General features: G+C 67.7%; 15 protein-coding genes and 1 tRNA gene. 5 read left to right on the top strand and 11 right to left on the bottom strand.

What is annotated here, in order from left to right; genetic code table 11:
* Window positions 1–254: 254 nt before the first annotated feature.
* Window positions 255–1,472: a LeuA family protein gene (locus ACZ432_RS14060; RefSeq protein ID WP_426962102.1), complete on the bottom strand. Its 1,218-nt coding sequence runs from the start codon at window positions 1,470–1,472 to the stop codon at window positions 255–257.
* 356 nt (window positions 1,473–1,828) lie between these two features.
* Window positions 1,829–2,734, bottom strand: coding sequence for an ABC transporter permease (locus ACZ432_RS14055; RefSeq protein WP_426961814.1), 906 nt, complete (start codon window positions 2,732–2,734; stop codon window positions 1,829–1,831).
* Window positions 2,735–2,933: 199 nt separating this feature from the next.
* On the opposite strand from ACZ432_RS14055, the gene ACZ432_RS14050 reads away from it, so the two are divergent.
* Genes ACZ432_RS14050 through ACZ432_RS14040 form a run of 3 tightly spaced genes read left to right on the top strand, consistent with a single transcriptional unit; the run spans window position 2,934 to window position 6,533 of the window.
* The gene (locus tag ACZ432_RS14050; RefSeq protein ID WP_426961815.1) at window positions 2,934–4,196 is read left to right on the top strand and encodes an ABC transporter permease; all 1,263 of its coding nucleotides are present in this window, start codon (window positions 2,934–2,936) and stop codon (window positions 4,194–4,196) included.
* A 1-nt stretch (window position 4,197) separates the two neighbouring features.
* Window positions 4,198–5,301, top strand: a complete 1,104-nt coding sequence (locus tag ACZ432_RS14045) for an ABC transporter ATP-binding protein (RefSeq protein WP_426961816.1) — start codon at window positions 4,198–4,200, stop codon at window positions 5,299–5,301.
* A complete protein-coding gene (locus tag ACZ432_RS14040) occupies window positions 5,298–6,533 on the top strand; it encodes an ABC transporter ATP-binding protein (protein WP_426961817.1) in 1,236 nt (411 codons plus the stop codon). Before ACZ432_RS14045 ends, ACZ432_RS14040 begins: the two co-directional genes overlap by 4 nt.
* Window positions 6,534–6,671: 138 nt before the next feature.
* Here the strand turns inward: ACZ432_RS14040 and ACZ432_RS14035 are convergent, their stop codons facing one another.
* From ACZ432_RS14035 to ACZ432_RS14020, 4 genes are read right to left on the bottom strand one after another with little or no spacing between them, the layout of a single operon-like run.
* Window positions 6,672–7,598, bottom strand: a complete 927-nt coding sequence (locus ACZ432_RS14035; RefSeq protein ID WP_426961818.1) for an ABC transporter ATP-binding protein — start codon at window positions 7,596–7,598, stop codon at window positions 6,672–6,674.
* Window position 7,599: 1 nt separating this feature from the next.
* Entirely contained in the window at window positions 7,600–8,757 is a 1,158-nt protein-coding gene (locus ACZ432_RS14030) for a FecCD family ABC transporter permease (RefSeq protein WP_426961819.1), read from the bottom strand.
* The gene (locus tag ACZ432_RS14025) at window positions 8,750–9,997 is read right to left on the bottom strand and encodes an ABC transporter substrate-binding protein (protein WP_426961820.1); all 1,248 of its coding nucleotides are present in this window, start codon (window positions 9,995–9,997) and stop codon (window positions 8,750–8,752) included. Before ACZ432_RS14025 ends, ACZ432_RS14030 begins: the two co-directional genes overlap by 8 nt.
* On the bottom strand, window positions 9,994–11,187 hold the full coding sequence (locus tag ACZ432_RS14020) for an ABC transporter substrate-binding protein (protein WP_426961821.1): 1,194 nt from the start codon (window positions 11,185–11,187) through the stop codon (window positions 9,994–9,996). Before ACZ432_RS14020 ends, ACZ432_RS14025 begins: the two co-directional genes overlap by 4 nt.
* Window positions 11,188–11,428: 241 nt before the next feature.
* Here ACZ432_RS14020 and ACZ432_RS14015 point away from each other — a divergent pair, with 241 nt between their 5' ends.
* Entirely contained in the window at window positions 11,429–12,007 is a 579-nt protein-coding gene (locus tag ACZ432_RS14015; RefSeq protein ID WP_426961822.1) for an SRPBCC family protein, read from the top strand.
* 109 nt (window positions 12,008–12,116) lie between these two features.
* Window positions 12,117–12,188, top strand: a tRNA-Ala gene (locus tag ACZ432_RS14010).
* 344 nt (window positions 12,189–12,532) lie between these two features.
* Here ACZ432_RS14010 and ACZ432_RS14005 read toward each other — a convergent pair.
* The 5 genes from ACZ432_RS14005 to ACZ432_RS13985 form a co-directional block, all read right to left on the bottom strand.
* Window positions 12,533–12,916 carry a hypothetical protein gene (locus ACZ432_RS14005; protein ID WP_426961823.1) on the bottom strand — a complete coding sequence of 128 codons (384 nt, stop codon included), beginning with the start codon at window positions 12,914–12,916 and terminating at the stop codon, window positions 12,533–12,535.
* A gap of 491 nt (window positions 12,917–13,407) precedes the next feature.
* Window positions 13,408–14,205 carry a hypothetical protein gene (locus tag ACZ432_RS14000; protein WP_426961824.1) on the bottom strand — a complete coding sequence of 266 codons (798 nt, stop codon included), beginning with the start codon at window positions 14,203–14,205 and terminating at the stop codon, window positions 13,408–13,410.
* A 294-nt stretch (window positions 14,206–14,499) separates the two neighbouring features.
* Window positions 14,500–14,751: a type II toxin-antitoxin system HicA family toxin gene (locus ACZ432_RS13995; RefSeq protein WP_426961825.1), complete on the bottom strand. Its 252-nt coding sequence runs from the start codon at window positions 14,749–14,751 to the stop codon at window positions 14,500–14,502.
* Window positions 14,752–15,021 (bottom strand): type II toxin-antitoxin system HicB family antitoxin, encoded by a 270-nt coding sequence (locus ACZ432_RS13990; protein WP_426961826.1) that lies wholly within the window; start codon window positions 15,019–15,021, stop codon window positions 14,752–14,754.
* Between the two features lie 142 nt (window positions 15,022–15,163).
* Window positions 15,164–19,258: an Eco57I restriction-modification methylase domain-containing protein gene (locus ACZ432_RS13985; protein ID WP_426961827.1), complete on the bottom strand. Its 4,095-nt coding sequence runs from the start codon at window positions 19,256–19,258 to the stop codon at window positions 15,164–15,166.
* Window positions 19,259–19,439: the final 181 nt, after the last annotated feature.

Below are 19,439 nucleotides of genomic sequence, written 5' to 3'. Positions count from 1 at the left end.
AGGACCGACGACGCGGGCTCCCCGGTGGGTCGGAGCGCCGTCGCTCCGTGACCGGCGAGCCGGACCGCGTCGCGCGGGTTCATCACGTCTCACGATGAACGCCCCGCCTATAAATCCTTGTCGCGGCGCGCAATCGTTGCACCGACCCCTCGGCGATCCGCCCGGTTCGGGCGTGGGATCGCCGGCGGCGCCGTCGGGCAACGATCCCGAGCGACGGGGCTGTCGCTGGGCGTGCTGCGCGACCGCGGAGGCGGTCATCGAGCGACTGCCTCCTCGGTTTCGGGAATGTCGGCCTCGCGGGCGAACCGCTCGACGTCGCCCGCGGTGACCTGCTGTTTGTCGGCGCCGTGTTCCTTCACGCGCTTCGTGACGGTCCGGACCTGGTCGTCGGTCGGGTCGAAGCCGGCCTCCTCCAGGTGCTTGCGGACCGCGTGCGTGCCGGTGTGTTTCCCCAGCACGAACTCGCGCTCGGCGCCCACCATCTCCGGGGTCATCACGCCGGTCTCGAAGGTGTCGGCGTTCTCGATGACGCCGGCGGCGTGGATGCCCGACTCGTGGGCGAACGCGTTCCGCCCGGTGACGGGCTTGTTGGCCGGCACCGGGATGTCGGAGGCGTCCTCCACGATCCGGGCCAGCTCCGTGATCTGGGTCGTGTCGATGCCCGTGTCGACGCCGTACACCGACTCGACGGCCATCACGACCTCCTCGTAGGCGGCGTTGCCGGCGCGCTCGCCGATGCCGTTGACCGAGACCTGCGCCTGGTCGGCGCCGTTCTCGAAGCCGGTCACGGCGTTGGCGGCCGCCATCCCGAAGTCGTCGTGCGTGTGCACGTCGACGCGGGCGTCGGTGGCGGCGTCGACCGCCGCGACCGTCTCGCCGAACGCGGTCGGCATCGCGACGCCGCAGGTGTCGGGGATGTTGATCCAGTCGACGCCGACCTCGCTGACGGCCTCGACGATCTCGATCAGGAACTCGGGGTCGGTGCGGGTCGCGTCCATCGGGGAGAACATGCACTCGACGCCCGCCTCCTTCACGCGCTCGACGCTCTCGACCGCGCGCTCGACCGCGTCCTCGCGGGTGGCGTGCATGGAGTCCTCCAGCTGGACGTCGCTGGTCGAGACGAACGTGTGGACCATCTCCGCGCCGGAGTCCAGCGCCGCCTCGATGTCGCCCTCGACCACGCGGGCCAGTCCGCAGACGGTCGTGTCCGTCGCGGCCGCGATGTCGCTGACCGCCTCGAACTCCGCCTCCGAGTTGACCGGGAACCCAGCCTCGATGACGTGGGTGTTCATGTCGTCCAGCGTCGCCGCTATGCGGCGCTTCTCGTCGTAGCTGAACGAAGTGCGGGGTGACTGTTCGCCGTCGCGTAACGTCGTGTCGAAGATCCGTACAGGACCGATATCGATGTTAGAAGCTATCGTGCCCTGGAAGAACTCGATCCGCCGGGGTGTCCGACGAAGCCTCCGTATGATGTGTCATCGCGTCTCGTTCCAGAGGCGAGGAGCTATTAAAACGTTGCGCCACGACAGAATTCGCCGCCCGTCCGTCCGCGTCTCGGAACCGTCCCTGAACATCAAACCCGCAGACGTAATCGGTGTGGGTGAGACATTAACACCTTATATGTCCTTTCACTCGAAGTGCCGCTTCCGTTTCGAAATGTGGTTTATATGGTCGATGGACGGGCGTCAACCGACCGTGCGGGGCTCGCGCGCGCTCCGCACGACCGGGAGGTTTCGGGAGGGTCGGGAGCGCGCAGGCGGGGCGGCGCGGGCGGGGCGGACGGGGCAGCACGGGCGGTCCGAGCCGCGGGCTCGGGTCCGGGGGCGGATCAGCGCTCGTCGTAGTCGATCCGCGGGTCGAGTGCGACGTACAGCAGGTCCTGGGCGAGGTTGCCGAACACGCCGACGACCGCGACCAGCATCGTTACCGCGAGCACGACCCCCGCGTCGCGGTTCAACAGGGCGTCGTACGCGAGCGCGCCGACGCCCGGCAGTCCGAAGACGATCTCGACGACGTAGACCGTGACCAAGAGTAGACCGAGCGCCTCGATGCAGAACGCGGACACGAGCGGCACCGCGGCGTTCCGGAGCGCGTGTCTGGCCACGTCCCGCGAGCGCGCACCGTTCGCGCGCAGCGTGCGGATGAACTCCTCGGGGAGCACGTCGAGCACCTCCGCGCGGGTGTACCTCGCCTGGATCGCCAGCAGGTTCACGGCCATCACCAGCGTCGGCAACACGAGCGCGGCGAGGTTCTCCAACGCGTACCGGGGCGCGTCGTCGTTCCACACCACGGAGACGAGCCCCCACTCGTCCACCACGATGGCGAGGGCGATCTCGCTCGACCAGAACACCGGCAGCCCGAAGCCGGAGTAGACCACGGCGGTGCCGAAGCGGTCGAGGTACCCGCCCTTCCGGACGGCGGTGTACACTCCGACCGCGACGCCCCCGACCGTCGAGATGACGGTCGCCGGGACGACGTACAGCAGGGTGATCGGGAGCGACCGCTTCAGGACCGCGGCGACTGGCTTACCGCCGACCGTCCGACCGAGGTCGAGCGTCAGGTACGACCCGATCCACCGGGCGTACCGTTCGGACAGCGGGAGGTCCCGGTTACGGGCGGCCGCCCACGCCTCCACGGCCTCCTCGCCCGAGTAATGGGCGAGGATCGCCTCGTTGGGGTCGGGCGTGTACGCGAACAGCAGGAAGATGGCCGTGAAGACGATCCAGATCGACACGGCTGCCCAACCGAGCCGTCTGGCGACGTAGCGACGCATCTGAATCGGATCGGGCCTCGGCGCGACCCGTGTTAAACGTTTGCAAGATCTGGGTGGCCCACCGGTCCGGTGGAAGCTTTTAATTACGACGCGCGTGGACGACATTGACGATCGTGAACGATACACGAACTGGTCCCCGGCTCTCCAACGGTGAGGCGAGGTGACTACGGAGGCGGAGCCGGGCGAGCGCGGCGGAGCGAACGAACGGGCGACGAGCGACGGACCGACCTTCGAGACCGTCTCGCTCGACGACGGTGAGTCGCCGAGCCGCCTCGATCGACGCGTCGTGCTCCTCGCCGTCGGACTGGTCGCGGTGGGTGCCGCGGCCGCCTACGACCTCCGCGTCGAGCGGATCGCCAACGTCCTCCCGGGCGTCCCCTCGGGAACGATCGTCGACTGGCTCTACCGGGGCGCGCTGTGGGCACTCCTGCTGTACGTCGTCGCCCCGCTCGCCCGTCGTCCGGCGCTCACGCGGCTCTACTGGCGGCGGCTCCGTCGGGACCCGGCGGCGGTCGCGAGTCTGGTCTACCTCGGCGGGTTCGCGCTCGTCGCGCTCGTCGGTCCCTCGATAGCGGGCCCGGTGACCGAGCCGCTGATCGGCGAGGCGGCACCGCGGGAGCCGGCGCCCTCCCAGCCGCCGGTGTTCGCGACGGTACCGGAGTCTGCGGTCTACTGCAGCGGGGAGGTCGTGGAGGCGGGCTGTGCCGGCACGTGGCAGTACCCGCTCGGGACGAACCTGCGCGGTGAGGACGTGCTCTCGCTGATCGTCCACGGCGCTAGCGTCGCGCTGAAGGTGGCGGCTATCGTCGCCGCGCTGATGATCCCCGTCGGCGTCGGCGTCGGCACCGCCGCGGGCTATCGCGGCGGCCGGACGGACGAGCTGTTGATGCGCTACGTCGACGTGCAGCAGGTGCTGCCCGCGTTCTTCATCGTCCTGCTGTTGTTGGTCGTGTACGACGGCGGGCTGCTGCTGCTCGTGGTCGTGTTCGGGCTGCTGAACTGGGGGAGCCTCGCCCGGATGGTGCGGTCGGACGTGCTGACAAAACGCGATGCGGGGTACGTCCGCGCCGCCCGGAGTGCGGGTATGCAACCGTTCCGAATCGTTCGTCGCCACGTCGTGCCGAACACCTCCAGCACGGTCGTCTCGGCGGTGAGCCTCCAGCTCCCGCTCGTGGTCCTGCTCGAGGCGACGATGGCGTACCTGTTCTCGAACCCCGGTCGCCCCGCCGCCCGCGCCTCCATCTGGCAGGTGGAGCTCTCGTGGGGATACACGATCGCCATGGGGTTCGCGGACGGCGCCTTTCCCACCGTCTCCTGGTGGGTCGTGCTGTTCCCGGCGCTGGCGCTGCTGGCCACGACGGTGAGCCTGAGCCTGCTCGGCGACGCGCTCCGCGACGCGCTCGATCCGCGGATGGAGCCCTGAGATGGACGCGAACACCACTTCGACCGGCGGACGAATCGGCGACGGAAGCGACGCGGACGCCCTGTTGACCGTCGAGGACCTCTCGGTGCGGTTCGACGGCCGCGACGGCCCGGTCGACGCGGTCGACGGCGTGAGCTTCGCGCTCGACCGCGGCGAGACGGTGTGTCTGGTCGGCGAGTCCGGCTCCGGCAAGACCGCCACTTGCGAGGCGATCACCGGGCTCGTCGCCGAGGAGGGCGCGAGCGTCACCGGGCGCGTCACCTTCGACGGCCGGCGGCTGACGGAGCTCGGACCCGGAGAGCTTCGGGAGGTCCGCGGCGACCGGATCGCGCACGTCTTCCAGGACCCCGAGGGCGCGCTCGACCCCGTCTACACGGTGGGCGAGCAGATCGTGGAGTCGATCCGCTACCACCGCGACGTCCCGAAGGCCGAGGCCCGCGAGCGCGCGATAGATCTCCTGGACACGGTGGGGATCCCGGAGCCGGCGGCGCGGGTCGACGACTATCCACACGAGTTCTCCGGCGGCATGAAGCAGCGCGCGCTGGTCGCGTTGGCGCTCTCCTCCGACCCCGACGTTCTGATCGCGGACGAGCCGACGACCGCGCTCGACGTGACCATCGAGGCCGGTATCCTCGATCTGTTCTCGCGGCTGCAGGCGGAAGAGGGGCTCGGCGTCCTCTTCGTCACCCACGACTTCGGCGTGGTCGCGGAGGTCGCCGACCGGGTCGTGGTCCTCTATGGCGGCACGGTGATGGAGCGCGGCCCCGTCTCCGCGCTGTTCGACCGGCCGGCTCACCCCTACACGCGCGCGCTGCTGTCGTGTCTGCCCGGTCGCGGGGACCTCGACCCCATCGGTGGCGAGCCCGTCGACCCGCGAGACCCCCCGGAGGGCTGTCGGTTCGCGCCGCGCTGTGCCCACGCCACGGGCGCCTGTCGGTGCGGGGGACAGCCCCCGGAGTACGCGGTCGAGGGTACGAACCACCGCGCCGCCTGCGTCTACTACGGGCCAGACCACGACCGGAGCGAACTGGAGGAGGACGGCGCCGACGACTCGGGCTTCGAGTTCGGTCGGGACCCCGCGCCGTCGGACGGAGGCGAGCGATGAGCGACGCCGAACCGCTGCTCCGCGTCGACGACCTCGAGAAACACTTCTCCGTGGGTGAGGGGCTGCTCGGTCGCGGCGGCGAGTCGCTGCACGCGGTCGACGGCATCTCCTTCGACGTGCGCCGCGGCGAGACGGTCGGGCTCATCGGCGAGTCCGGTTGCGGCAAGTCGACCGCCGCGGAGACGCTGCTCCGACTCCGGGAGCCGACGGGCGGAACGGTGACCTTCGACGGCGACCGGGTCGGCGAGTACGGCGACGACGAGCTCCGCGCGTTCCGGCGCCGCACGGGGATGATCTTTCAGGACCCGGTCGGGAGCTTCGACCCGCGGCTGACGGTCGGAGAGTCGGCCGCGGAGTTCCTGCGGGTGCACGGCGTCTCCGACGCGGCGACGCGGCGTGCGGTCGTCACCGACCTCTTCGAGCGCGTCGGGCTCTCGGCGGACCACTACGAGCGCTACCCGCACGAACTGTCCGGCGGGCAGAGCCAGCGCGCCGCGCTCGCGCGGGCGCTCGTGCTCAACCCGGACCTGCTGATCGCCGACGAGCCGGTCTCCGCGCTCGACCTCTCGATTCAGGCGGCGGTGCTATCGCTTCTCGACGATCTGCAGGCGGAACTCGAGTTGAGCGTCCTGCTCATCACCCACGACGTGAGCGTCGTCCGCGAGATCTGCGACCGCGTGAACGTGATGTACCTCGGCGAGATCGTGGAGTCCGGACCCACCGAGGCGGTGCTACGCGACCCGGAACATCCCTACACCGAGGCGCTGATCGACTCGGTCCCCACGCCCGACCCGACCGCGGAGCGGGAGACACAGCCCCTCTCCGGCGAGATACCGGAGGCGACGAACCCGCCGTCCGGCTGCCGGTTCCACACGCGCTGTCCGGTCGTGATCCCCCCCGCGGAGTTCGACGGCGACGCCGACGCGTGGCGCGCCGCCTTCGACTGCAAGCTGACGGTCGCGGACCCCGATTTCGGCGGCGAGGCGCTGGCCGACCGCGTGGCCGAGCCCACGTCCGCGGGCGTCCGCGAGGCGTTCGACCTCCCGGAGTCGGTCGGCGACGAGGACCTCGACGCGGCCCTGACGGCGGCGGTCGAAGCGCTCGCGGCCGGGAACGTCGAGGAGGCCGGCGATCGACTGGCCGCCTTCGAGTCGGTGTGCGAGCGCGTCCCGCCCCCGGACGAGCGCGTCGACGAGCACCACGAGGCGGCGTGTCACCGCGTCGGCGAGTGACGGGACGCTTCCGCGTCCGGGCGGCGGGGCGTCGCGCGATCGATCCGGGATTCTCGCGGTTCCTCCGTTCCTGCTGCAGGTCCTGTTGCTGGGGACGGCACCGTCCGGAAAGCCCCGCGCTTCAGGGCGGGGAGGATATCAATCGACCGGCCGGTGCGGATGGATCCGCGGGCCGTCGGGAGCGTCGGTGTCGACGCTCGCGACCACGTCGAAGACGTCCTCCAGGAGGGCCTCGGTGACGACCTTCCGGGGCGGGCCCCAGTCGTACACGGAGCCGTCCTTCATCGCGATGAGGTTGTCCGCGAACCGCGCGGCCTGCGCGATGTCGTGGAGGACGACCGCGACGGTCACGCCGGCCTCCTCGTTCAGCTCGCGGACGACCTCCATCACGCGGAGCTGGTGGTGCAAGTCGAGGTACGTCGTCGGCTCGTCTAACAGCAGCACGTCGGTCTGTTGGGCGAGCGTCAGGGCGATCCACGCGAGCTGCTTCTGGCCGCCGGAGAGGTCCCCGACCGGCTCGTCGCGCAGGTGGTCGACGCCCGCGAGTTCGATGGCGCGGTCGACCGCCTCGTCGTCCGCCTGCGTCACCGCGTCGAAGAAGCCGCGGTGGGGATAACGGCCGTGGTAGACGAGCTCCTCGACGGTGGTGCTTCCGGGCGCCTCGTTCTCCTGTGAGAGCATCCCCACCTCGCGAGCGAACTCCTTCGACCCGTACTCGGAGATGGACTCGCCGTCGAGCAGCACCTCGCCGGCCTCCGGCTCGAGCTGCTTCGCGAGCGACTTGAGCAGCGTCGACTTGCCGGAGCCGTTCGGTCCCACGAGCGCGGTCACCTCGCCGGCGGGCACGTCGACGCGCTCCGTCTCGACGACCGGCTCCGCCGTGGCGGGGTAGCCGAGTTCGAGCTTCTCGCCGTGGAGCGCCGGCGTCCGGGCCGGCTCCGTGACCTCGTCGCGCGCGCGCCGCTCTCCGGTCGTCTCCGCGGCGCTGTCGTCTCGATCCGTGTCCGACTCCTCGGAGTGGTCACCGTCGGAATCCCGCCGTGTCTCGGCGTCGTTCCCCGTCATCTCACAGGTCACCCAGTTGCTCCTGCCGGCGCATCAGGTAGAGGAAGTAGGGGCCGCCGACCAAACCGGTGACGATCCCGACCGGGATCTGGACCGGGTCCATCGCGAGCCGCGCACCGACGTCCGCGCCGACCATCAGCGCCGGCCCGACGAACAGGCAGCCGACGATCAGCTGTCGGTAGTCGGAGCCCACGAGCGTCCGCACCATGTGCGGGACGATGAGGCCGACGAAGCCGACGATCCCCGCGACGGCGATGGCGGCCGCGGCCGCGAGGATGGCGACCGCCGACAGCGCGAACCGCACGCGCTCGACGGACATCCCGAGCGAGCGCGCGGTGCGCTCGCCGAGCAGCAGGACGTTGAGCTGTCGCGAGCCCGCGAGCGCCAGCACCGTCGCCAGCAGCGTCCACGGGAGCGCGAGCCGTACCTGCTCCCAGTCGGTCCCCGTCAGCGAGCCGGTCGTCCACGCGATGGCCGACTGGACCACGCCCAGGTCGTCCGCGAAGAAGAAGATCCCCGTCTGGAGCGACTGGAAGACGGTGCCGACGATGACGCCGGCGAGCACCAGGCGTACCGGCGAGGTACCGCCCTTCCACGCGATGACGTAGACGATCAGGAACGCGGTCGTCCCGCCGAGCGCCGCGAGGATCGGTAGGAACGCGGTCAGCCCGGAGAAGACGACCAGCGTGAGCAGGATCGCGAGCCCCGCCCCCGACGAGACGCCGAGGATGTACGGGCTCGCGAGCTCGTTGCGCGTCACCGCCTGGAAGATGGCGCCGGAGATGGCGAGGTTGGCGCCGACGAGGATGGCCACGAGCACCCGGGGCAACCGCACCGTCCAGACGATGATCGTCTCGTGGGCCAGCTCCACGTCGGTCGTCCAGCCGAACTGCGCGGCCAGCGCGCCGCCGACCGTGTCGCCGAGGAAGAACTCCGCGAGCAGGCCGGGATGCCCCCAGATGTCGGGGTCGAGGACGGCCCGCCACGCCTCGGTCACCGTCATCGAGAACGTCCCGAAGCTCACCTGCACGAGGCCGCCGAAGACGACCACGGCGGTGCTGGCGACGATCACGGGGACGAGCGAGCCGTCGAACCCCTCCAGGAGTCCGGCGGCGCGCCCGCGGGCGGACGTGGACGCCTCGCCCGAGGCCTCAGACATCGCCCGCGACCACCTCCGCGACGCGGTCGCGGTCGAACAGGCGCTCCTCGGCCGGGATCTCGGGGTACGGGCCGCCGTCGTACTCCGGCCACGCGCCGAACCGCTCCGGGAACAGCTGTTTCGCGGTCATCTCCGTCTGGAACAGGTTGACGATCGGCCCCTGCATCGGGTTGCCCGAGGGGTAGACGCGGTCCTCGGCGACCGCCGTGAGCTCGCTCCCGACCGCGTGCTCCGAAAGGGTCGTCCGCACGTCGGGAACGGAGTAGTAGGAGGCCAGCCCGTACGGGTGGAGGATGACGTCCGGGTCGAACTCCAGCATCGCCTCGTAGTCGTAGCTGGTCTCGAAGGTGATCTCCTCGCCCGCGAACGCGTCCTCGACGCCGAACGGGCGGACGTGGGCCGTCGCGTAGCCGGGCGCGTTCGCCGCGGTCGGGTAGAAGGTCCCGTCCATGAAGATGGTCACCGCGACCGTGGGGCGCTCCGAGGCGGGCGGCAGTCCCTCCTCGATCGTCGCGAGGAGGTCCGCCCGGACCTCGGCGAGGGCCTCGTAACGGTCCTCGGCCCGGAAGACCGGGGCGACCCGCTCCGCGGTCTCCCAGACGGTGTGGTACTCGTACGCGTCGGCCCACGCGGCCGGGGGCTCGCCGTGAGTGCGGCTGAAGTAGTTGCCGAACCACGGCCCGACGTTGTCGGCGATCTCGGCGGTGTCCTCGCGCTCCCACCCGTCGAAGGAGGTGACGAGCGCGGGGTCGATCAGGTGAAGGTCCGAGTCGAGCTCGTACAGCAGCTCGGCGTCCACGTTGACGCCCGAGTTGCCGTCGTTGAGCTGCGCGAGGTCACCCCAGTCGGTCTCGACGCCGTCGAGGCGCTCGTAGTAGGCCGACAGCGTCGCGCCGTCGACCGCGGCGTCGAAGCCGAGCGAGTTGACGGCGTCCGCGCGGCCGTACGCGACCGCCAGGTCCGCGTGGAGCAGGTCGTACACGGCGACGCTCTCGGGCTCCGACTCGAAGGTCACCTCGCCGACCGGCGCCAGCGAGGCGCCCCAGGAGTCGGCGTCGTCGGTCGCCGTCGCGTCCGCGGCGTCCGTCGCGGTCCCGTCCGCGGTCGAGTCCGCGTCGTCCGCAGGCGCGTCCTCGCCCGCACAGCCGGCGAGCAGCCCGCCGGCGGCCACGGCGGCCGCGCTCCGCCGGAGGTAGCCGCGTCGGGTCGAGCCGGTCTTGGAGGTGCCGGTTCCGTTCACGGCTCCTCCGTGATGATGGACGCGAGCTCGTCGCGGTCGAACAGCTCCCCGGAGAACGTGTCCGGGAAGATGGCCGTCGCAGCGCGCTCGAGGTTGAACAGGTGCTGGATGGGGCCCTGATAGATCGGGCCGCCGCGGAAGACGCGCCCCTCCTGCACCGCGGTCAGTTCGCTGGCCACGTCGTGGCCCTCCATGAACGCGAGGACGGTGTCGGCGAACTCCTCGGCGGTCTTGTCCTCGTGTCCGCGGACGAGGACGACGTCCGGATCGACCTCCAGCATCGTCTCGTAGTCGATCTGGCCGCGCTCGCTGGTGGAGAGCCCGTCGATGCCGGTGTCGGCGAGCGCGTCCGAGAGCCCGAGGTCGTGCCACTGCTTCTTGTTCGTCCCCTGGTCGCTGAGCCGGTACGGCGAGAATTGCTCCGGCTCGTTGCCCGCACCGAACGTCAACAGCGCGTTGGGGCGCTGGTCGGCGGGCGGCAGGTCGGCCTGGATCGCCGCGACGACCTCGTCGTGGAACTCGGCGAACGCCTCGTAGCGCTCGCGCTCGTCGAACACCTCGGCCACCTTCTCGAACGTCTCGTAGAGGGTGTAGTAGCGGTAGTCGTGCCACGGGTCCGTCCGGCGGAAGACGGTGTTCCCGAGGAACGGCGCGACGTTGGACGCGACCTCGTCGATGTCCTCCTGCTCCAGTCCGAAGAAGCCGTTGTTGGTCAGCCACTGCGGGTCGGTGAGGTGGACGTCCGCGTCGAGTTCGTAGTAGATCTCCCGGTCGATGCCGCTGTCGCCCAGCACCTGCGTGATCCCGTCTTTGTCCACGCTCACGCCGTCGAGCTCGTCGTAGGCGTCGGTGTGGTAGCGGCCGATGTTCCCGAGGCCGACCAGCCCGTCGCCGTGCCCGAGCGCGACGCCCATGTCGGCGTAGCCCGGGAAGTACGTCTCCCACGTCTCGGGCACCGACTCGAAGGTCACCTCGCCGACCGGCGCCATCGAGACCGAGTACGAGTCGTCCGCGTCGGTCGCCGTCTCCTCGGCCGCGGTCCCCTCCGTCGCGGTGTCCCCGGAGGCGCCGGTCTCCGTCTGCTCCGCCGTCGATCCGCCGTCTCCTCCGGTACAGCCGGCCAACGCGGCCGTGAGGACGCCGGCGCCGGTCGTGAGGACGTTCCGTCTCCGCATGCGGTCGTCGGTCATACTGTTTAGGCCACCCTAAACAAATAAAACCCCGTCGATCTTTAGGCCGGCCTAACCACGTGACCGAATGTCGTGGGTCCCGGTCACGAGGGGTAGAGAGGGTCGGCATCGACAGCGACCGGGCCTCGGTCGACCGCGGCGGATCGCGGTCGGTCGCGCACGGATTCGGTCGACCGCTGGAGGGACACGAGCGTGCGACCGCGACGGCCGGGTTTAACACGCAGCGGCGAGAACGCCGGTCGTGGACGAACTCGTCGTGCGAACGACGGTGTACGCGGCGCCCGCGGACGTCTACGAGTTCCTGCTGGACTTCCCGCGGTACGACCGGTACTCGGAGTACCTCGACCGCGTGGAGCGGCTACGGGGCGACGGCGGGCCGGGGACCGAGTACGCGCTCCGGTTCGCGTGGTGGAAGCTCGGTTACACCGCCCGCTCGGCGGTCACGGACGTCGAGAAGCCGACGCGCATCGACTGGCGGGTGACGAAGGACATCGACGCCCACGGCTGCTGGCGCATCGAGTCGACGACGGTCGACCCCGAGACCGCGGACGCGGCGATCAAGCTCCCGGACGACGCCGACCCGGACGCGGCCGCCATCGACGCCTGCGAGGTTAGCCTCGAGATCCGGTTCGACCCCGACTCCGCGAGCGCGGACGCCGTGGACCTCCCGCCGCTGGCGTCGTTCGACTGGGTGCTCAAGAAGGCGATCCCCCTGATCAAGGAGGAGGCCGAGCGCGTCGTCGAGCGCGCGGTCGCGGACTTGGAGGGGAGCGGCCGCCCCGTCTCGCTGGACGTGCGGGTCGACTCGGACCGGATCTGAGGGCCGGAGGACCCGCGGTCAGCCCCCGGCCCGCGTGCGGTTCCGTCCCGCGGAGCCGACGAGTCGAAGGCCTTATGTCTCAACCCGGGATACGTGTGGATGCGAACGCGGGCTCGTAGATCAGTGGTAGATCATCCCCCTGGCACGGGGAAGGCCGTGGGTTCAAATCCCACCGAGTCCATTTCTGAACGCAGTGAAGAACTGACGAGCGTGAGCGTTCGCGCGGACGAAGGCAGGATCCCAACCACGCGAATCCACGTACCGTTCTGTACTCCCGTCGGGTCGGACCTCGTCTCCGTCCGGTCGCGTTACGACGGAGCGAACCATCGCTGGTGTTGCGTACTGTTCACTCCAGGAACGACACGAAACGTGCCCAGCCGCATGTGGCGTCGAGAGTGAGAACGAGAGCAGTCGCTCAGCCAAGGAGAAGCGCAAAGCCGACGAGTAGCGTAAGAGCCAGCCCACCCCAGATGAGTACCTTGTACGGGTCGAACTCGCCCGCGGTCATCCAGAAGTTGTTGATGTTCATAAGTCGTCTTCCTCGTCCGTAGATTTCTCGTCTTCGGTGTTATGGTTTGCGTCGCCATTTCCTTCCGCAAGGGAATCCGCGAGTTCCTTCGCGGTCTCTCGAATCGCGGCCGCGATGAACGCGAACGCAATCAGCAACAGCGCGACCATCAACGATACCAGGGTGTCGTTTTGGTTGACCACCAGCAGTATCCATGCGAGATACCCGGATGCGAGAACCAACAGCGACGCGTTCGCGACACCCTCCGCGGCCGTCATCAGCAGTCCCTGCGACACCAGTTCGCCGGTGATCTGACGGGAGAGATACTGAAGAGCGACGAAGAGGAGACTCAGAAACACCGAGCTGATCTCCAGTACGGCAACGGCGATGTCAGTCGCCATCAGTTCCACCCGGGGTAGTCCCGGTGCCCGCCCTCCGATCACGCTCCACGACTGCTTGGTCGATAACGCGCCGAGGAGGACGGCCTGTACCGGAGACCGGTGGCTCTCGTGTCCGAGGTTCCGACATCGTGGTTGCGGCAGTGTACCCGCGTATTCCGGGATAAGTTCTCGGTGGCGATGCCGGTCGGTCATCCATCCCACGGGACTCGGCAAGTCGGCGTAGAGCGGATGATCACGAACACCGATCGGATCTCGGCGCGCCGCTTCACGTTCAGTTCCGGCGCGCCCGTGGCTCAGGCCGTTCCCGGTGGCCGACCGCGTCCCGGGCATGGCGACGACCGATGCCGGTGACTCCCGGTACGAGGCGTTTCGCTCGCTCGCGGCCGAGCTGCAGGTACGGCGCGCGGGCGTCCACGGTGCGCGGATGGCCGAGCGCCTGCTCGCGATCGCGGACCGGAGGTGTCCGATCAGGTGCCGCTCCCCGCGGCGAGTCACGGGTCCCAGAGGCTGTCCTTCGTGAACGTTGCCGTCCGGGTACAGTCGGGGGCGTCACACTGGAGTCGGACCCTGTCCTGAATGTAGTTCCACTCCTCCTCGTTGACGACCGTGAAGCCGACCGTGTCGAACTCGTCGTTGCGAACGAGGTGCCGGTTCTGGGTGGTCAGCCACGGGATCCCGCACCCCTCGCAGTTCATCTCCCACAGGACGGTGAGGTGGCTCTCCCGCGCCTCCCGGGCGGCGTCCTCGATCCGCTGCCGGCCCCGCTCGATCGCCCGCTGCTCGCGCTCGGCTTCGCGTGCCGCCTCCCGCTTTTGCTCACGTTCCCGCTTGTCCTCCTTGTACTCCGCGTAGGAGTCCAGCGCGCTCGCGCCGGCGGCCGCGGCGGTACCGACCGCCTCGACCGCGTCCTTCGTCAGCTGCTTGCTGTACTCCTCGGACATGTGCTCTTTCTCGCCGATGCTCAGGCCGATCTCGCCGACCGGCCCGGTCCTCGTCGGTGCCAACAGCTCGAACGTCCCCAGCCCGGCGGCGATGACCCCCACGAGCAGCATCGGGATGCCGAACAGGTAGCCGAGAACGGTGCCGAGAACCGCCGGGAGTACGAACAGCCCGACGCCGCCCAACAGAACCCCCGCGGCGACGAACTTCCACGACCGGCTCCGCGCCGCCTCGACGTCGTCGTACCCGCACTGTCGGCACGCGTCCTCGTTGACCGGCGTGAGTTCGCCGCACTCGGTGCAGGGACCGTACCGCGGCTGCCCGCAGGACCCACACTCCTCCGTGCCCATCGACGCCCCACAACTGGGGCAGGTCTCCCGCCGGTCGCCGCAGTGGCGGCAGAACCAGTCGTTTCGTGTCAGTTCGTATTGGTTGCAGTTCCCACATATTGGCATGGTGTGCTAAATCATCTCTAGCACTATATGGATTATGCGGGAAAATTGTCACAAACGCCGTTCTTGGGGTCTGAAACGGATGAATCCTCGTCGTGGTCGGGGAGTCGTCCCGGGGCGGGCGTGGATCGTCCGCGGTCGCGGACTCCGCGATCTCGATCTTCTCGTCGCCGAGTTCGCGTCGGTCCGGGATCAGGCGTTGCGATCGATCCAGTCGCAGAACGCGTCGAAGTCGCGCGCGCCAGCCTCGTCGGCGATCTCGCGGAGCGTCCCTGTCCGGAGTTCGTCGTGTAAGGGAACGGTGACGTGGCGCCGGTCGTCCTCGTTCGTCGGGTGGCGGTAGTACAGTTGCGCGTGGTCGCCGGTCGTCCGTCGCCACTCGAAACCGCCCGCGTTGACGAGGACTGTTGCGACCTCGCTGCCCGAGAAGGTTCGTCTACCCATTCAGTCGAGTACGTCCGGCGGCTCCCGGTCGCCCGTCGTGTTGGCCTCGGGATCGATCCCCAGGGCTTCCAGTTCCGCGGCCGTCGGTTCGCGTCCGGCCTCGCCGTGGTGGAGCGCGACCGCCTCGTCGAGGTTCTCCAGCGCGGCGGCGCGTGACTCGCCTTGCGTCGTCACGCCCGTCTCGACGTCCTTGGCGATCCACCAGTCGTCCTCGCGCCAGAGACGGATCTCGTCCTCGTGGTCGTCGCCGTCTCTCGTCGACGTGGCCATTACGGATACATACGTGCGGAATGCCGAATAAGGGTTTGGGCGACCGCGGCCGCTCCGCGAGCCGCCCGGGTGCCGGTCTCAGACGCCGCCGACCCGCCACAGACGTGCTGCCGTGTCCACCACCTCGAAGGCGAGTTCGGGGTCAGTCGTCCGCGACCGCGGACTCCACGATCTCGATCTCCTCGTCGGTGAGGTCGTAGAGGTCGTAGACGATCTCGTCGATGAGCGCGTCCGTTTTCTCGATCTTCGCGTCCAACTCCTCGGCGCGCTCCTTCGTCTCGACGTAGCGGTCCAGATCCGCGGCCACGTCCTCGGGGTCCGGCAGCGTCATCGCCTTCAGGCGGTCGAGCGGAGAGTTCGTCTTCGTCGCGTTGTCGCGGAAGCCGGCGAAGCCGCCGGCCTCGTCGACCGCGACCGGGACGAACGCCTCCACGAGCGCGGCCTCGGTCTCCGACAGGTCCAGCAGCGTGAACGCCTCCAGATAGTCGGTCTCGGTGTAGCCGTAGGTGTCTGTTTCGTGGGCGTCCTCGTCCTCCGGCTTGTACCGCGCGGTCGCGGAGACCGTGACCGCCGTCCCGTCGCGCTCGGCGCGCACGTCGCCGACGCGGAGCTTCTCGTAGTCCTCTGCGGTCGCGTCGAGGACCCCCGACGCGGCCGGCTGGAACAGCCCGATGTCCGGGAGCCTCGGGCCGTCTTCGTAGTTGCCGAGGTAGTCGAGGAGGTCGAGGTTGAGATCGGTTTTCCGTTGTTTGGCTTCATAAATGTCGTCTGCTGCGTTTTCGAGGGCTTGCAGTGCGTTCTCCTCATCATTGACCGACAATTGGCGGGCAGTTTCAGGGAGAGGAATTGGAATCCTGAGACTAAACATCGGCTTAAATCGAAGATAATCACCACTAACGTGAGTCCCTCCGTAGATCTGGCGATAATATGAATTGACGAACTGAGAGTTAAAAACCGCCAAAAGATACTTCAAAGGAACTTCTTCGGTTTCTGGGGTAACGCTATACAAGGTGTTCAGGGCAAAAAGGCCTCGTGCGTCAAATGCAGCAACCGGCCGATAGCTTATGTCCCTGATGAATAATTTTCCATCTCTGTCGAATAAATCTCGATCACGAAGGTCGCCATATTCCCCATTGTCACTATCGATCAGTGATTCATCATACCGGATGTATTGGCCACTCCATTCTGCCAGATAGCGATCGATTGATTTTCCGTCTACTAGTTTTTCGCAGGTGTCGTCAACCGGTTCATCAACTATTAATTTCTCTCGAACATTTCCTGTGTGGATGGCTTCGGTCATTTCGACATAATCACCTAACCGAGCACACCTCTCAAGAATACCAGATACGAGTGGTTCTACCGCCGGGTCCAGATTAACTGGGATGATCCCACCGATATCTTGGATCGTCTCCCTGCGAATGTCTGTTGAGACGAGGTCATTCAATCCCTCGTCCGTCCTTGGCTTCCGGATACTGACAACGTCTGTGGGCACTCCACGTGTCTGTAAAATAACTGGATAGATGTCCGCAGTAGGGAACACATCCTGAACAGAAACATCCGTTATCGAGTGTATGCCGACTTCTTCAAGAAGGAGACTACGGAGGTTCTCACCGTAACCCGTCGTAGTCCATTTATTTGGTATGATGTAACTGTTTAAATCGCTGATCTCCGCAGCGAGTTCTATAAATGGGATATATATGTCAAATGCACCCTCTGCCGTAGCGTAGTTCGACTTGTAGTACTCCTTTTGTTCATCAGGTAGGTTTCGACTTCGTATATACGGCGGATTCCCGATCACCGCGTCGAAGCCCGCGTTCTCCATGCGGTCGCCGTCCGCGTCGTAGAACGCGACGGGGAACTCCAGTTCCCAGTGGAAGAACTGTTCGTCGTCGGCCATCGCCTGCGCACTTTTGAACCAGTCTTGCTCCTCGATGCTGTCCCACGCGCTCTGCTGGAGGGCGCGGGCCATGCGCTCGTAGGCGTCGCCGGGCACGTCGAGGCCGAACCGGTCGGCGGTGTGGACGTTCGCCATCGCCAGCAGGTGCCGATAGAGCGGGTCCTCGCGGACCTCGTCGTAAACGTCCTCCATCTCCTTGGCGTCCGCGAGGGTCTCGTTGTCGATGGACAGCAGGTCCGCGAACCGGTCCATCACGTGCGCGAGCGCCTCCTGGCGCGCGTGGTCGAAGAACTGCGTGAACGTGACCTGCCCGTCTGCGGTCGCGGCACCGTCCGAGACCTCGCCCCCGCCCTCGGTACCGACTTCACCGTCCGCGTCCTCCTCGCCGTCCGCGAGCACGTCCTCGATGTCGCTCCCGACCAGCGAGTTCCCGGTCTTCAGGTGGTGGTCGAGGAAGGCGAGCGGTTGCTCGGCCGCGAGCGTCCGGAGCCACAGCGAGACCTTCGCGAGCTCGGTCGCGAGGGGATTCAGGTCCACGCCGTAGATACACCGCTGGGCCACCTTCCGACGCGCCCAGTTGATGTCGTGGTCCTCCTCGACCGTCTCGATCCCCTCCTGTGCCGCCTGCTTCTCCTGCGCGTCGATGATCTCGCGGGCGAGGTAGTCGACCGCGCTCGTGAGGAAGTGGCCGCTCCCCATCGCGGGGTCGAGGATCTTGAGGTCGAAGACGCGCTCCGCGAACTCGTCCGCGAACGTCCCCGCCTCCTCGTCGCCCTTCCGGTAGCTCGTCTGCCCGACCAGGTCCTCACGGATCTCCTCGACCAGTGGCCCGAGCGTCTCGTCGACGATGTACTCCACCACGTACTCCGGCGTGTAGTACGACCCCGTCGCCTTGCGCTCGCCGCTGCCCGTCGTGAGGTAGACTTCTCCCTCCTCCACGGCGACCGCGTCACCATCGTCGCCCTCCGCGGCCGCGACGTACTCGCCGTCGTCGAGCGCCATCGGTCCGTCCGCGACGTGGAGCTGGTACTCCAGCAGGCCCTCGTAGATGCTGCCGAGGTGGCGGACATCCAGCGATGAGTAGTCGACGAAGATCTTCCCGCCGCCCTCGGCCCGCCGGCTCCGCGTGAGCAGTTCGATGACCCGCGCGAGGTGTGCGTCCCCCACGGTGTGTTCCGCCAGGAACTGCGCCTCGGGGTCGTCGTCCTCGTCCGGGTCCGTCCGAAACAGCCCGCCGTTGTACGCCGGGATGTGTAGGTCATCTTCGGGGATCCCGCGCGACTCGCTCCCCTGGTCGATCAGCGCGAACAGCTCCTCCAGCCGCGAACTCAGGTCGTCCTGCCAGTCGTGATACTTCGGATCGCCGCTGTCGAGTTCCGCGGCGACCTCCTGTTTCAGCGCGTTCAGGCTGTACGACTCCTCGTAAATCTCGTTGTCCGTGTCCAGCAGGTTCCGCCCCTCCGCCTCCGCGTACAGGACGAAGATCAGGCGGTAGAGGTAGATGAGCGAGGCGTCGTGAACGAGGTCCAGATCCGCTTCTTCGAGATCGTTGTCGGGATACTGGAGGTACCCCTCCGAGAGCACCTTGATCGCCTCGTAGATGTTGTCCTGCAGGTCCTCGCCCAACTCTTGGGCGAAGACGTTGGACTCGTCGTACACGTCGTCGAGGAAGCAGTCGCCGCCCGCATCTTCCAGAAACGCCTCGTGCCGGAAGAAGAGGTAGAAGAACTTGAAGTCCTCCAGATCACCTTCCTCGAGGACCGTCGGTAGGTCCACCTCGTAGTAGGAGTCGAGCCGGTGGCTCGTCGGCCCGTAGTAGAGCCGCCACTTCTTCCCGTCCGTCAGCACCGCCCAGCGGGCGGGCGTCTCCTGTAAGTAGACGTGGATCTGGTAGCTCGGGTTCTCGAAGTCGCGCTCGTGCTCGCCGCTCCCGCGCGTGTCGAGCGGCCGTCCCCAGCGTTTAGCGTCCGCGACGGCGACCGCGTTCTCGTAGAAGTCGCCGCCTTCGTTTTTGTTGTCGAACGCCTGCCGAGCGACCTCCTCGCTCGGGAAGAAGCCGTAATCCGGTCGGCGCTGGCCCCGCTGCACCGTCTCCTCGACCTCGAAGGGGATGCCGAGCTTCCGGAACATCGGCCGGATGAACTTCTCCTCGAGGCCCGACTCGGTCCGCTCCGCGACGGTCCCCCGCTGTTCCTCCCACAGGTCTCGTATCTCCTCGCGGGCCTCCTCGAGTTCGGCCTCGCTCACCTCGTTCCACGCCTCCGTTTCGGGGAGGTGTTCGTCAAGATAATGGTTCGAGAACAGGTCGCGGTTCGTCCGGTAGGTGAGTGCGGTTTGCATGCGTTAGACAGGTGTGAGACCGGACCGTTCGTCCGCGCCGATGGTAACGGTTGGGGCGGGAGCAACCGACCCGGCGTGAGAGTCCTCGACCGCGCCATCGTCGTCGCCTTCACTTTCGACAATGCCGGAGCCGGCCGCTCGGGTCCGGGAGAATTTCTCGTCGATCCACTCGACTTGTTTG

The organism is Haloparvum alkalitolerans (genome assembly GCF_055381565.1).
This window is presented reverse-complemented; position numbering and strand designations above follow the sequence as displayed.

Excerpts from the sequence above, each read along its gene's own strand:
- ACZ432_RS14000 (WP_426961824.1), bottom strand. The coding sequence starts at position 14,205 with ATGGGCACGGAGGAGTGTGGGTCCTGCGGGCAGCCGCGGTACGGTCCC.
- ACZ432_RS14005 (WP_426961823.1), bottom strand. The coding sequence starts at position 12,916 with ATGGCGACTGACATCGCCGTTGCCGTACTGGAGATCAGCTCGGTGTTT.
- ACZ432_RS13990 (WP_426961826.1), bottom strand. The coding sequence starts at position 15,021 with ATGGCCACGTCGACGAGAGACGGCGACGACCACGAGGACGAGATCCGT.
- ACZ432_RS14020 (WP_426961821.1), bottom strand. The coding sequence starts at position 11,187 with ATGACCGACGACCGCATGCGGAGACGGAACGTCCTCACGACCGGCGCC.
- ACZ432_RS14035 (WP_426961818.1), bottom strand. The coding sequence starts at position 7,598 with ATGACGGGGAACGACGCCGAGACACGGCGGGATTCCGACGGTGACCAC.
- ACZ432_RS14040 (WP_426961817.1), top strand. The coding sequence starts at position 5,298 with ATGAGCGACGCCGAACCGCTGCTCCGCGTCGACGACCTCGAGAAACAC.
- ACZ432_RS14045 (WP_426961816.1), top strand. The coding sequence starts at position 4,198 with ATGGACGCGAACACCACTTCGACCGGCGGACGAATCGGCGACGGAAGC.
- ACZ432_RS13985 (WP_426961827.1), bottom strand. The coding sequence starts at position 19,258 with ATGCAAACCGCACTCACCTACCGGACGAACCGCGACCTGTTCTCGAAC.
- ACZ432_RS13995 (WP_426961825.1), bottom strand. The coding sequence starts at position 14,751 with ATGGGTAGACGAACCTTCTCGGGCAGCGAGGTCGCAACAGTCCTCGTC.
- ACZ432_RS14030 (WP_426961819.1), bottom strand. The coding sequence starts at position 8,757 with ATGTCTGAGGCCTCGGGCGAGGCGTCCACGTCCGCCCGCGGGCGCGCC.